The sequence below is a fragment of the Novosphingobium mangrovisedimenti genome, from assembly GCF_025153475.1.
Taxonomy (GTDB): Bacteria; Pseudomonadota; Alphaproteobacteria; order Sphingomonadales; family Sphingomonadaceae; genus Novosphingobium; species Novosphingobium mangrovi_A.
The window spans coordinates 1-15,396 of sequence record NZ_JANZXA010000028.1 but is presented as its reverse complement, the minus strand read 5'-3'; the positions used below and the strand labels follow the sequence as shown (position 1 = coordinate 15,396).

Genomic DNA, 15,396 nt, shown 5'->3' with positions numbered 1-15,396 from the left:
CCTCCACGGCAAACATCCCTGGCCGCTCCAAAAGGAACAACCTTATCCAATGGCTGGTTTTTACACCGCCGCGCTCAGCAAATCGCCGGCGCTCCATTGGCCTGGTTTGTCACCGCCCTGCACACTCCAGCGAGCCAACAAAGTCACGAACGATCAAAAGCTCGTTCAACCGACTTCGTACATCGATTTGCCTGTTGGTGATCCGGAGCACAAACACGCCGACATTCCGAGAAACAAGTCTTCGCCCGCTGCGAGCCCTCGATCCCGCAGCTCCGCCGATACCGCTGATGTGCGGAACGTGGCCGAACCTTCTGTAAGGCCGCCGCTTCGCCTACGTCCTGCAACTTGAGATTGCTCTTTGTCTGACCAGCGGAGGCTGATCGGTTGACGGCAATGTTGTTGAGACAAGGGTTCGCGGTATGCCCATCGATAGCCAGTTTGAACGCCTTGCCATCGCGCTGGCAATCGGTCTGCTCTTTGGTCTCGAACGCGGCTGGAACCTTCGCGAAGTACCTGAAGGAAAGCGCGCGGCCGGTCTCAGAACCTATGGTCTTTCCGGCTTGCTCGGAGGTATCAGTGCTCTTGTCGCGTCCACCGCAGGAGCGATTTTTCTCAGCTTTGCATTCCTGACGTTCGGACTGATCACGGCCGCTTTCCAATATCTAGAAGCGCGAATCGAACAAGGCTTCAGTGTTACCGGCACTGTTGCCGGACTCCTGGCGTTCCTGCTCGGAGCCTATGCAGTTGTGGGCGAGATGTCGGTGGCAATTGCATCGGCAGCGGCGGCGACGGCCATGCTCGCATTCAAGCAGCCCCTTCATGCGTGGCTGAAAATGCTCACCTGGCCGGAGATTCGTGCATTCGTCATTCTCGTCGTGATGACCGCTCTCATTGCGCCCATTTTGCCCGACAAGGCGATCGATCCATGGAACGCGATCAATCCGACCGAGATTTGGCGTTTCACGATCCTCCTCGCCGCCGTTTCCTTTCTTGGCTATTTCGCGATCCGCATCTTCGGCGAGCGAGCCGGCCTGATCGTATCCGCGCTCGCCGGCGGCCTGGCGTCATCGACCGCTGCCGCTTTGACTTTCGCGAAGATGGCAAGGGCCCATCCGGACGCCTGCTGGCTCCTTTCGGGCGCTACGCTGATGAGCTGTGCCGTCATGATGGCGCGTGTGATCGTCGTCGTCGGAATCGCCAATCCGTCGCTGCTCGGCCTCATCATGCTGCCGCTGGCGATTTCGGGCTCTGTCATCCTAATCATGGGCGCCATCTTTATTTTGCGCGCCGGCAAGCGCAACATGGAGCGACCGCAAATCGCCATGACCAGCCCGCTGGAACTGGGCACGGCCTTGAAGCTTGCCGGACTCATTGCCGGGGTCATGCTGGTCTCGAAACTTGCGGCGCAGTTCTCCGGTCCCGCCGGCGTATTCGGGCTGTCGGCGATTTCCGGATTGGCCGATGTCGATGCGATCAGTCTGTCCTTGTCCCAATTGTCCAAAGGAGCGCTCGATCCGCAGATTGCCGCGATCGGCATCGGCTTGGCGGTCACGGCGAATACATTGACCAAATCCCTATTGGGCGCACTGACGGGTTCGCCGAAGCATGGACTCATCGTGGGCGCAGGAAGCGCGGTGGCGCTCATCACAGCCGGGGGGGCCCTTTTTCTGACGATTGGCTGACGTCCGCCATGAGTGCTAATGGCCGAATATATAGCCGCAGGGTGGCGCATCATGGTTTTTGCCGAAAGAACGTGAGGCTTCGCAGTAAGAACTCGTGCAACACCACGTCCTTGCGGATGTCAATTCCCTTGATCCCGAAACGACGCGCGCATGCTGACAAGACCAGGCGTCGCCAACTGGATAGCCAAATCCGGCCGGTAGAACCATAATCCGGGCGAAGCATCGATTCCGGAGGATGATGGAGCATGACTGACGCGCATCCCGACGCGGGCAAACGGCTCGATCCATCGCAGCTCGTCGATGTCGAGGGACTGATCCGTGCTTATCATGACCTAGCCCCTGATCCTGGCAACGCCGGCCAGCGTGTCACGTTCGGCACTTCCGGCCACCGCGGCTCGGCGCTCGAATGCAGGTTCAACGAGGCGCATACTCTGGCGATTGCCCAAGCGGTCTGCCTTCACCGTGCAAGGACCGGCATAGACGGTCCTTTGTTCCTGGGGGTCGACACGCACGCCTTGTCGGGACCGGCGGCAAGGACAGCAATCGAGGTATTCGCAGCGAATGAGGTGGCCGTCGTGACCGACGCGCGCGACGGCTTTACGCCGACGCCAGTCATCTCTCACGCGATTCTCTCTTACAATCGCGGGCGCACGAGCGGCCTTGCCGATGGCGTCGTGATCACTCCTTCACACAATCCGCCGGAGGATGGCGGCTTCAAGTACAATCCGCCGCATGGCGGACCCTCGGAGCCGGAAGTGGCCGGCAGTATCGAGCGCCTCGCTAACGCGCTACTCGACGCCAAGCTAGGCGGCGTGCGCCGCATGCCCTACGACCGGGCCTATCGTTCATCCGCATTGTCACGGCAGGATTTCCGTTCGGCCTATGTCGACGATCTTGCCAACGTCCTCGACTTCGAGGCGATCAGCGCCTCGAGCCTGCGAATTGGCATCGACCCCCTCGGCGGCAGTTCGGTCGACTACTGGCCTGCCATCATCGAGCTTTATCGGCTCGACGCTTGCCTGGTCAGCGACACCGTCGATCCGAGCTTCGGGTTCATGCCCGCCGATCGCGATGGCCGCATCAGAATGGATTGCTCTTCGCCCTATGCGATGGCGCAGCTACTCGATCTCAAGGACCGATTCGACATATCCGTGGGCAACGATCCGGATGCCGATCGGCACGGTATTGTTACAGCCTCGCAGGGGTTGATGCCTCCGAACGACTATCTCGCCGCTTGCGTTGCCTATCTGTTCATGAACCGGCCTCAGTGGCCGCGCGACGCCGGGATCGGAAAAACGATGGTAACGAGCGCGCTTATCGATCGGCTTGCCGCGCATCTCGATCGCCCCCTGGTCGAAACGCCGGTCGGGTTCAGATGGTTCGTCGACGCCATGCTCGAAGGCAAGCTCGGCTTTGCGGGTGAGGAAAGCGCCGGAGCGACCCTGCTGCGCAAGAACGGCTCGGTATGGACTACCGACAAGGATGGAATCGCGCTCGGCCTGCTTGCTGCGGAGATCATGGCGAAGACGGGCCGCGATCCCACTGCGCTCTACGCCGAGGTGACCGCCACGATTGGAAAGCCGTTCTACCGGCGTACCGACGCTCCGGCGACGAGACGCGAGAAAGAGCAGCTCAGGCAGCTGACGCCGCACAGTTTCGAGGCTGGACAATTGGCTGGCGAAGCCGTGATCGCCATCGAAAGCGCCGCGCCATCGAGCGGCGCTCCCTTGGGCGGCGTGCGCGTACGAAGCGCGAACGGCTGGTTCGCGGCGCGGCCTTCGGGAACGGAGGATATCTACAAGATCTACGCGGAAAGCTTCCGGAGCCTCGACCATCTCGATCAGATCGAGAGCGAAGCAAAGGCGATGATCGGTGCCGCGCTTGCAGAAGCGGCCGTGCGCCACTGACGAAGTCGAAGGAAGAGAAGAATCGTGTGAATGCCGGCGCCGCGTTCGCCAGCGCCAACAATGAAAGCTGGTCGAGGCCATCCCGAGCAACGATTATCAGCGCGCCGAGAGGATTCCCTGCCGCAGGCGCTATACGATGCCATCAAGATGGAATTCTTCGGCATCCTCCAGTCTGGCCCCGCCGGTCAGGGCTGGTTCGACAGGTTTCCCAGGTTCCGGTTCCGGACTGTAAGTTTCATGCCGCCAGTGCGTCTTGAACCATATCCCCTCAGGGGGGAGCCACCAATGGAGGTATTCATGACGATCCGAGCCAAACAGAACGAGGCGCCTGACAAGAAGACGGAGTCGTCGGGATGCTGTTGCGGCAACAAGCGGGCCGCAAGTCCCGCGGAGACCGGCGGACAAGACCCGAGCGCCACCAAAGACGCGGCGACGAAGCACTCCCAAGGGTGCAAATCGACCGGCTGATGCTGTAGGCTGAACACGTGCGGCACAGCCCTTTGGGCGCCGCACCACTCTGTTCGAGGGGCCGCACGCCCCCCCTCCTTTGGCCCCTCGAACACCTGTGGCCATGCTGAACACCATCGGCGAGCCAGACCAACAACGGAGCCTTGCCTTGCCAACCGTGACACTTGAAGCCCGCGGGCTGTTCCAATGCCTTGATCATCTCGGCGTCGAAAAGCAGCTTTCAAAATGCGCTGGAGTGCTCAGCGCCGAAGCCAATCCCGCTTCCGAGAGCGTAACGGTCGTCTTTGACGAGACGCTGATAAATGTCGCCGAGTTGCGCGGCATCATCAATGACTGCGGCTTTCACTGCGGCGGCCGTCTCGTCCCCCGGCATGTCTGCGCCCGCGATGCCGTGGTGACCCCAGACGGCGACAGCCAGAACCGCGCGGGCCCCGCGTCCGGTCACGTCCATCATCACCGGCCGGGACCCGTCGCTGCTGCCGCCAAAGGGGGGCCGGCGCACGACGCCATGGCTCATGAAATGGGGCACGGCGCGGGGATGGACATGGCCGCGATGGCGCGCGACATGCGCAACCGGTTCTTCATCAGCCTGATCTTTAGTCTTCCGATCTTCGGCCTGTCTCCGATGGGGATGGACCGCCCCTTGCTTACCCCACCTTTCGGCCTGGAGCTCAACATCGCCTTGTTCCTGCTTGCAAGCGCGGCGATCCTTTATCCCGTCTGGCCCTTCGTGGTCGCCGCGATCCGAGCGCTGCGCAATGGTATTCTCAACATGGCCGTGCTCGTGTTGCTGAGCGTCGGCACCGGCTATCTGTTCAGCGTCGGCACCACCTTCTTTTTCGAGGGCCAGCAATTCTACGAAGCCTCGGCGGTTCTGCTCGTTTTCATTCTTCTTGGCCACTGGCTCGAAATGCGGGCAAGGGCCGGCGCTTCGCAGGCTATCCGCGCATTGATGGACCTGGCGCCGCCGATGGCGACAGTCCTGCGCGACGGGAAGGAGATCGAAGTGCCGACCGCCGAGGTGCTGGTCGGCGATGTCGTTCTGATCCGCCCCGGCAACAAGATCCCCGTCGACGGCGAGATTCTCGATGGCAAGTCGGACGTCGATGAATCGATGCTGACAGGAGAATCCATGCCGGTCTCCAAAGCCCCTGGCGATGCGGTCATTGGCGCCACGATCAACCGCAGCGGCAGTTTCCGCTACCGCGCGACCAAAGTGGGAGCGGATACCGCCCTCGCCCAGATCGTCAAGCTCGTCCAGGAAGCGCAAAACTCCAAGGCACCGGCGCAATTGCTCGCGGATCGCGCATCGCAATGGCTGGTGCTCGCCGCGATCGTTATCGGCCTTGCCACATTTGCCGGCTGGTACTGGGCGCTGGGTTCGACCTTGCTGTTCGCATTGACACTGACGATCACCGTGTTCGTGATCGCCTGTCCCGATGCACTCGGTCTTGCCACCCCGATGGCGGTGATGGTCGGAACCGGTCTTGGTGCGATGAACGGCATCTTGTTCAAGAATGCCGGCGCGCTCGAGGACGCGACCAAGCTTGATGTGATCATCTTCGACAAGACCGGAACGCTCACCATGGGGCAGCCCAAGGTCGTCGATGTGGTCGCGGCTGCGGAATATACGCAGGACGAGGTGCTCCGCATGGCCGGAGCGGTTGAACGCAATTCGGAGCATCCGCTTGCCATCGCGATCCTGGAGCGCGCATCGGGCATCACTTTGCCGGAAGCCCGCAATTTCGCCAACCGCGAGGGCAAGGGCGCAGGTGCCGAAGTCGAAGGTGCATCCGTGGTGGTCGGGAACCGTCAGGTAATGGAGGATGAAAACGTTCCATTGGGCGCGCTTGCGGAACCCGCCGAGCGGTTGAAGGGCGCCGGCCGCACGGTTGTCCATGTCGCCCGCGGCGGCGAGATACTGGGCCTGATCGCGATTGCCGATGCACCTCGCCCCACCGCCAAGGCGACCGTCGCCGCACTGCGCGAACGCAAGGTCAAGGTCGCGATGCTCACCGGCGACAATGCGGGCACGGCCAAACGGATCGCCGCGGAACTCGGCATCGACATCGTGCTCGCCGATGTCCTGCCGGGGCAGAAGGCCGATAAGGTCAAGGAACTGCAGGCGCAAGGCCAGCGGGTCGGCATGGTCGGAGATGGCGTCAACGATGCGCCCGCCCTGACGCAGGCCGATGTCGGATTCGCCATCGGCGCGGGAACCGACGTCGCCATGGAAAGCGCGGACGTCGTCCTGATGAAGAGCGATCCCTTCGACATTGTCGGTGCGATCACCCTGTCGCGTGCGACATTGCGCAAGATGCACCAGAATCTCTGGTGGGCGGTGGGTTACAACATCATCGCCTTCCCGCTCGCCGCCGGCGTGCTCTATCCCGTGCTGCTGAGCCCGGAGATTGCTGCGCTCGCCATGTCGGGCAGTTCCGCGCTTGTTGCCATCAACGCGCTGATGCTCAAGCGGACCAGGCTGACGGGTGTTGGCCGCGGCAGGATGCCGGCCGGGAGCGCAGCACAGGACTCGCCAGTTCCGGCGACCGCGATGTGATCCGATTTTCGGCTACCTCTTCGATCTCTTGCGAAACGGCGAAACAATGGCTTCTTCATCCACTCAAACCAGCGGAACATTACCAACTTCGGCGGCGCCGTCGCGGCAATCAGGAAACCGTCCTCCCCAATCACTGGGCGAAGCGCGAAAACGAATTCTATCCGGCTTCGGGCCCATTCCGGATATTCTCAAATGGCTCCACCCGATGCGGACGAGCCGCTATCTCCTTTCCGAGGTACTCAATCCCTGGATGCGCGGTGCCGCAATGTTGGCGGGTGCGATCTCGCCAAGGCGCAAGCCGCTGTCACCTGACCAGTCGTTGGTTCAGCGGGAAAGAGACGTAATCGGCGCGATCACCCAAGCGCTCGAGGACGCGCGGCGAGCCAGGGACAAAACCGGCGAGCAGATCTTTGGCTGGCTGTACGGCTTTGCGGGCAGCAGCCATGCCTAGCAATGGTCGCCCCCCGCAGCCCCAACTGCGAGCAGCTGCAGGCGATGCCATTCTGGTTATCAACAGCGGCTCGTCGAGCGTGAAGTTCGCGCTCTTTTCGACCAAGGATCCCCCAGCGCGCCTCTGGTCAGGGGCCATCGACCGCATCGGCCTTGCACATGGCCGTTTTCACGCCGTTGACGCAGCAGGGACGACGGCGTTCGATGAAACGGCAGAAGTCGCTGACCACGACATGGCTCTGCATCTGCTTTTGGATGCGATCGACCGGCACACCGCCGGAGACGGTTTGGCGGCAGTCGGGCACCGCATTGTCCATGGCGGCGCGGAATGTGATTGCGCCACATTCGTAACCGAGACGCTGGAGGCGCGGTTGCGCGAGTTCGTGCCGCTTGCTCCGCTGCATCAACCGCACAATCTGGCCGGAATCACCGCAGTCCGCAACGCTCGCCCAGACCTGTCCCAAATCGCCTGCTTCGATACCGCCTTTCATCATGGCATGCCGCACCTCGCAACCCTGACGGGTTTGCCGCGCGAGTTGCGTGACCAAGGCATCCGCCGTTACGGCTTTCATGGCCTCTCCTACGAATATGTCGTTGAACGGCTGCGCAGCGAGGAGGTCGACGTCGATGGCGAGCGCGTCATCGTTGCCCATCTCGGGAACGGGGCTTCGATGTGCGCGCTGAAGGGCGGCAGAAGCGTCGAGACGACGATGGGTTTCAGCACATTGAGCGGTCTGCCCATGGGGACGCGCTGCGGCGACCTCGACCCGGGCATCATCCTTTACTTGCTGACAGAGATGGACTTGTCCGCAGATCGGCTCCGGCATCTCCTTTACGAGGAATCGGGACTGCTGGGACTGTCCGGTTTCAGCCGCAACATGCAGGAATTGCTGGCGCGGCCCACAGACCATTCCGCTCTCGAGGCCGTAGCGTACTTCTGCTACCAGGCGCGCTCACACCTGGCAGCACTGACCGCCGTCTTGGGCGGCCTCGATCGCCTCGTATTCACCGGCGGAATCGGCGCCAATGCCCCCATGGTTCGCGCCGACATTTGCGCGGATCTCGGCTATCTGGGCGTCGCCCTGGATCCCACGCGCAACACAGCTGGTGCACGCGTCATCTCGTCGGCTGCGGGCCGTGTCGTTGTTGAAGCATTCGCAACCGACGAAGAACAAATGATAGCGCAGCACATGCGCCGGCTGCTGGCCGCGCAGCCCGCAAGGCAGGTGGCGTGAACTTGACCCCCCCTGCCCCACATCTGCAGCGCCTCGTCGAACAGGCAACCGGCCTTGGACCCATACGCGTTGCTGTAGCTGATGCCGCGCAATCGGAAGTTCTGGAAACTATGCGCGAAGCGCAGGGACTCGGCTTGGTCGAGCCGCGTCTCGTTGGCGATCCGGAGGCGATCGCCGCGATCTGCAGCGATATCGAATGGACGCCGGCGCCTGATTGGATGGTCCCCGCCGGTTCGGGAATTGCCGCAGCAGCAAAAGCTGTGGAACTCGCCCGCGAGGGCAAGGCCGATGCAGTGATGAAAGGACATATCCACACCGACAGCCTGATGCACGCTTTGCTCGACAAGGAACTTGGGCTGCGTGTGCCAAGCGAGCGGGTCAGTCATGTCTTCCTGGTCGACGTCGCAACCCGGTCAAGACTCCTGGGGATTACCGACGCGGCGATCAACATCGCGCCCGACCTCAGCGCCAAGGCCCAGATCCTGCAAAATGCGATCAACCTGTTCCAACTCCTCGGGGTCGAGACGCCAAAGGCCGCCGTCCTCTCGGCGATAGAGACGGTCAATCCCGAAATCGTCTCGACACTCGATGCGGCATGTCTGACGCTCATGGCGCAGCGCGGACAAATCACCGGCGCGCTGGTCGACGGCCCGCTCGCCTTCGACAATGCCATCTCGAGCCAGGCAGCCGCGGACAAAGGGATTGTTTCAGCCGTGGCCGGTGACGCAGACATTCTGCTCGTGCCGGATCTAGTCTCGGGAAACATCCTCGCGAAAAACCTTGAATATCTGGCGGGAGCCACTGCGGCCGGGATCGCGGTCGGTTTGGCGGTGCCGGTGGCGCTGACGTCGCGCGCGGATCCGGTGCCGGCACGGCTGGCCTCGCTCGCTGTGGCAGCGCTGATGCACCACCGCAGACCAATAACTCCGACGGCGCTGCACCCGTTCGAGGCAAGTCTTCACTGCGCGCCGCAGCCCGAGCGTGCCTGCTATCCGCTTGCGAAATGATCATGTCCCACGCTCAGCCATCCCTCACGCGGACCGGGACCGGAAACGATCGGCCAGCCCCCCAGTCCCCTATCCGCGCACCACACACGCACCCGGCTTTCGCCCGTGAAGATGTAAGCAACCAGGTGACGGTTATCGGCGCGGGTCCGGCGGGCCTCGTTTGCGCGATTGCTCTCGCGCGTGCTGGGCGTCGCGTTCTCGTGCGCGAGTGGCATCGCAATGTCGGCATGCGGTTTCACGGGGACTTCCAGGGCCTCGAGAACTGGAGCGGCGAAACGGATGTGTTGGATGACCTGCGCGCTGCCGGCATCGAGCCGACCTTTGACCATCATGGTGTGACCCGGGGCACGGTCTATGATTCCCGTGGCAGTCATTATCAGGTACAGAGTGCGCGCGCCCTATTCTATCTTGTTCGACGGGGAAGCGACGAAGGTTGCCTCGATCATGCGTTGTTGCGCCACGCGATTGCGGCTGGGGTAGAGGTCAGGTTCGAAGACCGGGCGAGTGACGCCGAAGGAAATGCTGTCCTCGCGATCGGCCCGAGACGGGCAGACATCATCGCCGTCGGGTATGTGTTTGAGACCCACATGGCAGACGGGAGCTGGCTCGTCCTGGATGAGCGCCTCGCCCCGCGCGGTTACGCTTATCTGCTGATCCACGCTGGCCGCGGCACGCTCGCCAGCTGTATGTTGAAGGGCTTCAAGCAGCAGGCGGTCTATCTGGAGCGAACCGTTGCCTTCTTCCGCAGTCAACTGGGGCTGACAATGCGCGCCGCAAAGCCGTTTGGCGGCTTCGGCAATTTCCGGATTCCACGCTCGGCCATCCAAGGCGGTCACCCCGTGATTGGCGAACAGGCCGGGTTCCAGGATGCGCTGGCGGGATTCGGCATGCGCTACGCCATTCGATCGGGCCTGCTCGCGGCACGCAGCATCCTTGAAGCCAGAGACTATTCCAGCCTATGGCGCGAAGAACTACGGCCGCTGCTTCGTGCCGGTATGGTCAACCGCTTCATCGTCAATCTCATCGGTGAGCGGGGCTGGCCAGCCGTGGAGAAGCTGCTCACGCACGGCGACGCGCGCATTGCGCTCCAGCGAATGTACAGGCCCTCGATAGCGAGCCGAATCCTTTTTCCGATAGCGCAGCTACACCATCTCGGAACCTCTCGCGATCCGAGTTGCGATCACATCGATTGCGATTGCGTGTGGTGCCAGCACCAGGCCGAACACAAACCTCCTATCGCTGACCGGAACAGCAGGGGCGGAAGTACGCCGACTGGTTCCACTCGAGCGGATCGAGGTGAGCATTTATGAACACTGAAGCCAGTTCTTCAAATTGTGGCGTGGTCGTTTCAGTGCGCGGCAGTGTCGTTGACGTTCGTTTCGCCAGCCGTTTGCCGCAGATATATTCGGTGCTGCGAGCTGGTCCGGACAAACAGATCGTGATTGAAGTTCTGGCTCAGCAAGATGCACATCATGTGCGAGGAATTGCCTTGACGCCCACACAGGGCCTCGCTCGCGGAATGATCGTCGAGGACACGGGCGGACCCTTGAAAGCACCGGTGGGCAAGGCAGTGCTCTCGCGAATGTTTGATGTGTTTGGCAATGCCATAGATCGCGAACCTGCAGTGTCGGGCGTCAAATGGCGTTCGGTGCATAATGCACCGCCGCCGCTTATGCGACGTTCCACAAGATCCGAAGTCTTTGAGACAGGCATCAAGGTCATCGATATCCTCGCACCGCTGGAGCGCGGCGGCAAGGCGGGCCTTTTTGGCGGAGCCGGCGTCGGCAAGACGGTGCTGCTGACCGAAATGATCAACAACATGGTCGGTCAAAATGCCGGCGTAAGCATTTTCTGCGGCATTGGTGAGCGTTGTCGGGAGGGTGAAGAGCTTTACGATGCCATGAAGCAAGCGGGGGTGTTGCCGAATATGGTGATGCTCTTCGGCCAGATGAACGAGCCGCCTGGCGCCCGATTTCGCGTCGGGCACGCCGCGCTGACGATGGCCGAATATTTCCGAGATGAAGAGCACCGCGACGTGTTGCTGCTAGTCGATAACATCTTTCGCTTCATCCAGGCAGGAATGGAAGTGTCGGGCCTGATGGGCCAGATGCCGTCGCGGCTCGGCTATCAACCCACCATGGGCACCGAGCTGTCGGGGCTGCAAGAGCGGATCGCCAATACCGATACTGGCGCCATCACCTCGATCCAGGCGGTCTACGTGCCGGCCGACGATTTTACCGATCCGGCGGCTGTGCACACCTTCTCGCACCTTTCCGCGTCGATCGTGCTCTCACGCAAACGGGCCAGCGAAGGCCTGTTCCCGGCTGTCGACCCCCTGCAATCCAGTTCCAAGATGGCCACACCAGGCGTGGTCGGCGAGCGGCATTACCGCCTGGCGCGGGAAATCCGGCGCACGCTCGCACAATATGATGAGCTCAAGGACATTATCGCCATGCTTGGGCTGGAGCAGCTTTCGCCGGAAGACCGCAACGTCGTCGCACGCGCCCGCCGGCTGGAGCGGTTTCTCACGCAACCCTTTTTCACGACAGAGCAGTTCACCGGACTTACGGGTAAACTGGTCAGCCTCGAGGACGCGCTGAACGGCTGCGAGCGGATATTGCGCGACGAATTCAAGGATTATCCCGAAAGCGCACTCTACATGATCGGGGCGATCGACGAGGCAAAGACAAGTTCGCAATCTGAGCATGCCATCTGATCATGAACCTCAAAATCCTCTTGCCCTTCGATATCTTCACCGAGAAAACCGGCGTGTCGCGGATTGTCGCCGAGACGCATCATGGTTCGTTTGGTATTCTCCCTCGCCGTCTTGATTGCGTGGCGGCACTGACGGCCGGAATACTGACTTACGAGACTCCGTCAGAGGGGGAAGTATTTCTCGCTGTGGACGAAGGGGTGCTCGTCAAGGCTGGTGCTGACGTTCTTGTATCGGTGCGTCGCGCGCTGGGCGGAACAGACCTTGGTCAGTTGCGTGAAGCAGTCGAGCAGGAATTTCTGACACTTGACCGCCAGGAACAGAGCCTGCGCTCGATATTGGCGAAAATGGAAAGTGACCTCATCCACCGCATGGCGAGTATTCGCAATGACTGACCCGTCCCGCAAGAGGCGCGTGAAGCCGCGCCAGTCGCTCAGCCGACAGGTCGGCTTGAAGGCGGCGCGAAAGCTCAAGGCACGGCGCAATCCAGGACAAGGCGTCTGGTTCGGTTTGGGAATGATGGGCCTTATCGGCTGGTCGGTGGCGATTCCGACGCTGCTGGGCGCTGCCCTCGGGTTCTGGCTGGATCAACGCTATCCGGGTAGGCATCCCTGGACCCTGGCGCTGCTGGTGGCTGGCCTCGCCATCGGCTGTCTCAACGCCTGGCATTGGATGGCCAGGGAACAAAAGGAGATGCAGAGCGAACGGGAGGACGATCATGAATGAAACAATGATACTGGCAGCGCCTGTGTTCCTCGGCTTTCTGCTCGGCGTATTCTTCTTTGGCGGCCTTTGGTGGACGGTGAAGAGGGCAATCCCGTCGCAACGCCCGGCACTTTGGTTTTCGGCCAGTTTGCTGGTGCGAACGAGCATCGCCATGGCGGGCTTCTATCTTGTCGGCGGCAATGCCTGGGCGCGGTGGCTGCTGTGCCTCCTGGGCTTCATCCTGGCACGGTTTTTCGTGAACTCGCTGACCCGTTCGTCAAGACCCAACCCACCCGATTTGCCAGCGGAGATCCGCTATGCGCCTTAGCCCCGACGATATGATCTTCTGGCAATACGGGTTCATCAAGTTCAACGCCACAATTGCGTTCACATGGGGCCTCATGTTCGTGCTTGCCGTCGGCTCCAGGCTCATCACTCGGAAGCTCTCGACCGGTCTGCACCGATCCCGATGGCAGAATCTGCTGGAAATCATTGTCACGGGCATCGAAAAGCAAATCGAAGATGTCGGTCTCCGACACCCAAGAAAATACATCGGTTTTCTGGGCACGCTCTTTCTGTTCCTGGCTTTGGCCAGCCTTTTCACCATCCTCCCCGGCTATGAACCGCCCACGGGATCGCTATCGACCACGGCCGCTCTCGCGCTCTGCGTTCTGGTGGTGGTGCCGTTTTCCGGAATCAAGGAGCAGGGGCCGGGTAGCTACCTCAAGTCATATCTCGAGCCGACAGCCATCATGCTGCCGTTCAACATCATCAGCGAACTGTCGCGCACATTGGCGCTGGCCGTTCGTCTGTTCGGCAACATGATGAGTGGAACGATGATACTCGCGATCCTGCTGACCGTCACGCCGTTTATCTTCCCGGTCGTCATGAGCGCGCTTGGTCTGCTCACCGGCATGGTGCAGGCCTATATCTTCAGCATTTTGGCTACGGTCTATATCGCGGCCGCCACACGCGGCCGCACGGCCAGGTCCGTATCAACCCCAGAACCCAGAACATGAAACGCGGCAACAAGAGGAGGCATTATGGACAGTATGACGCTCATTGGCATCGCTTCAATAGTCACCGCCGGGCTGACGATTGCGCTCGGGAGCATCGGACCCGCGCTCGGTGAGGGCCGTGCGGTCTCGACAGCATTGAGTTCGCTGGCACAACAGCCCGATGCCGCAAGCACCATCACGCGCACCTTGTTTGTCGGCTTGGCGATGATCGAGTCGGTCGCGATCTATTGCTTCGTGCTCTCGATGATCCTCGTTTTCGCAAACCCATTCTGGAACCACGTCATCGCACAAGCCGCGGGAAAGTGATCGATGCTCATCGATTGGTTCACTGTCGGCGCGCAAGCGCTCAACTTTCTCATTCTGGTGTGGTTGCTGAAGCGCTACCTCTACAAGCCGATCCTCGACGCACTCGATGCCCGGGAAAGGCGAATTGCCGCAGAGCTCGCTGACGCTGACGCGAAGAAGTCCGAGGCGCAAGAGGAACGCGACCTGTTCCTTCACAAGAACGAACAGTTCGACGAGCAGCGTGCGGCGCTCATGAACGAAGCGATGGAAGAGGTGAAGGCGGAGCGTCGGCGGCTTCTCGATGAGGCGAGAACGGCGGCCGATGCGCTGAGTGCCAAACGCCAGGAAGCGTTGCGCGCCGAAGCCGACAATCTCAATGACGCCATACGCCGTAAAACCCAACAGGAAGTGTTCGCCATCGCGCGGAAGACGCTGAAAGATCTCGCCGCGGTCAGCCTTGAAGAGCGTATGACCGAAATGTTCGTCCAACAGGTGCGCACGATGAAAGGCGGAACAAAAGAGACCCTCGCTCAGACGCTCGAAGCTGCGTCCGAGCCCGTGCTCGTCCGCAGCGCCTACGGCTTGTCGGGCGAGCAACGTGCTACGATTGAGCAAGCGCTCACGGAGACGTTCTCGGCCGATATTCCCTTGCGGTTCGAGACCGCGCCAAGCCTGGTGAGCGGAATCGAATTAATCACGAATGGACAAAAGATAGCCTGGTCCATCGCGGACTACCTCACTGCGATGGAAAAGGTGGTTGCCAGCCTTCATCAAGACAAGGATCTGGTTGATACCGCAACCGGACCGCCGACAACGCCCAAAGCCGGATCAAAGGCCGATAAACCAAAACCCGAAACGCAACGCCAATGACAGCCAGGTCCGAAACCCTACAAAGTGCATTCGACTCTGCATTTGCAGGAATCGGTCAGACGCGGAAGGTATTCGCACCGCAGCTGGCACCAAGAGAGGTGGGAACCATCACCAGTATTGCGACCGGGGTCGCCAAGGTCTCCGGGCTCCCCGAAGTCGGCTTCGAGGAGCTGATACGCTTTCCCGGCGACGTGCTCGGCATGGCATTCAATGTTGATGACAGTGAAACCGGCGTCGTTCTGCTCGGCGCGTATTCTCATTTGAACGCGGGCGATGAGGTCGAGCGAACAAGCCGAGTCATGGATGTTGCCGTGGGCGAAGGCCTGCTGGGCCGCGTTATCGACCCCCTTGGCCGGCCACTCGATGGCAACGTGTTGATTTCCGCTGAGAGTTGACCCGGGAGAGGCATAAATTTCCGCTGAGAAGTGACCCATGTTCTGACCTTTCCCCTGGCTGTTGCGTCGGGGGACATTGGAGTGATCGACATGGCGTTAT

General features: G+C 61.2%; 16 protein-coding genes. All 16 read left to right on the top strand.

Annotated elements, in window-relative coordinates; genetic code table 11:
• Positions 1-201: hypothetical protein (locus NZK81_RS20900; RefSeq protein WP_260047918.1), on the top strand; the 201-nt coding region annotated here is incomplete at its 5' end.
• A 218-nt stretch (positions 202-419) separates the two neighbouring features.
• Positions 420-1,682, top strand: a complete 1,263-nt coding sequence (locus NZK81_RS20895; protein WP_260047916.1) for an MgtC/SapB family protein — start codon at positions 420-422, stop codon at positions 1,680-1,682.
• Between the two features lie 245 nt (positions 1,683-1,927).
• Positions 1,928-3,589 carry a phosphoglucomutase (alpha-D-glucose-1,6-bisphosphate-dependent) gene (gene pgm, locus NZK81_RS20890; RefSeq protein ID WP_260047915.1) on the top strand — a complete coding sequence of 554 codons (1,662 nt, stop codon included), beginning with the start codon at positions 1,928-1,930 and terminating at the stop codon, positions 3,587-3,589.
• A 625-nt stretch (positions 3,590-4,214) separates the two neighbouring features.
• Positions 4,215-6,617 (top strand): heavy metal translocating P-type ATPase, encoded by a 2,403-nt coding sequence (locus NZK81_RS20885; RefSeq protein ID WP_229710134.1) that lies wholly within the window; start codon positions 4,215-4,217, stop codon positions 6,615-6,617.
• Positions 6,618-6,663: 46 nt separating this feature from the next.
• On the top strand, positions 6,664-7,068 hold the full coding sequence (locus NZK81_RS20880) for a DUF3141 domain-containing protein (protein WP_229710109.1): 405 nt from the start codon (positions 6,664-6,666) through the stop codon (positions 7,066-7,068).
• A complete protein-coding gene (locus tag NZK81_RS20875; RefSeq protein ID WP_188818966.1) occupies positions 7,061-8,302 on the top strand; it encodes an acetate/propionate family kinase in 1,242 nt (413 codons plus the stop codon). Before NZK81_RS20880 ends, NZK81_RS20875 begins: the two co-directional genes overlap by 8 nt.
• Positions 8,299-9,309, top strand: a complete 1,011-nt coding sequence (locus tag NZK81_RS20870) for a bifunctional enoyl-CoA hydratase/phosphate acetyltransferase (RefSeq protein WP_188818859.1) — start codon at positions 8,299-8,301, stop codon at positions 9,307-9,309. Before NZK81_RS20875 ends, NZK81_RS20870 begins: the two co-directional genes overlap by 4 nt.
• Before the next feature lie 125 nt (positions 9,310-9,434).
• The gene (locus tag NZK81_RS20865) at positions 9,435-10,619 is read left to right on the top strand and encodes an NAD(P)/FAD-dependent oxidoreductase (protein WP_168176343.1); all 1,185 of its coding nucleotides are present in this window, start codon (positions 9,435-9,437) and stop codon (positions 10,617-10,619) included.
• Positions 10,616-12,025, top strand: a complete 1,410-nt coding sequence (gene atpD / locus NZK81_RS20860) for a F0F1 ATP synthase subunit beta (protein ID WP_098105918.1) — start codon at positions 10,616-10,618, stop codon at positions 12,023-12,025. The genes NZK81_RS20865 and atpD overlap by 4 nt, the downstream gene beginning before the upstream one ends.
• A 2-nt stretch (positions 12,026-12,027) precedes the next feature.
• Positions 12,028-12,417, top strand: a complete 390-nt coding sequence (locus NZK81_RS20855; protein WP_098105919.1) for a F0F1 ATP synthase subunit epsilon — start codon at positions 12,028-12,030, stop codon at positions 12,415-12,417.
• Entirely contained in the window at positions 12,410-12,748 is a 339-nt protein-coding gene (locus NZK81_RS20850) for an AtpZ/AtpI family protein (RefSeq protein WP_098105920.1), read from the top strand. Before NZK81_RS20855 ends, NZK81_RS20850 begins: the two co-directional genes overlap by 8 nt.
• A gap of 4 nt (positions 12,749-12,752) precedes the next feature.
• Entirely contained in the window at positions 12,753-13,055 is a 303-nt protein-coding gene (locus NZK81_RS20845) for an ATP synthase subunit I (protein ID WP_260047912.1), read from the top strand.
• Complete coding sequence (locus NZK81_RS20840; RefSeq protein ID WP_098105922.1) at positions 13,045-13,746, top strand: F0F1 ATP synthase subunit A; 702 nt, start codon at positions 13,045-13,047, stop codon at positions 13,744-13,746. The genes NZK81_RS20845 and NZK81_RS20840 overlap by 11 nt, the downstream gene beginning before the upstream one ends.
• Positions 13,747-13,770: 24 nt before the next feature.
• Positions 13,771-14,052 (top strand): F0F1 ATP synthase subunit C, encoded by a 282-nt coding sequence (locus tag NZK81_RS20835; RefSeq protein ID WP_098105923.1) that lies wholly within the window; start codon positions 13,771-13,773, stop codon positions 14,050-14,052.
• A gap of 3 nt (positions 14,053-14,055) precedes the next feature.
• Entirely contained in the window at positions 14,056-14,901 is an 846-nt protein-coding gene (locus tag NZK81_RS20830) for a F0F1 ATP synthase subunit B family protein (RefSeq protein ID WP_098105924.1), read from the top strand.
• A 98-nt stretch (positions 14,902-14,999) separates the two neighbouring features.
• Complete coding sequence (locus NZK81_RS20825) at positions 15,000-15,296, top strand: hypothetical protein (protein ID WP_260047911.1); 297 nt, start codon at positions 15,000-15,002, stop codon at positions 15,294-15,296.
• Positions 15,297-15,396: the final 100 nt, after the last annotated feature.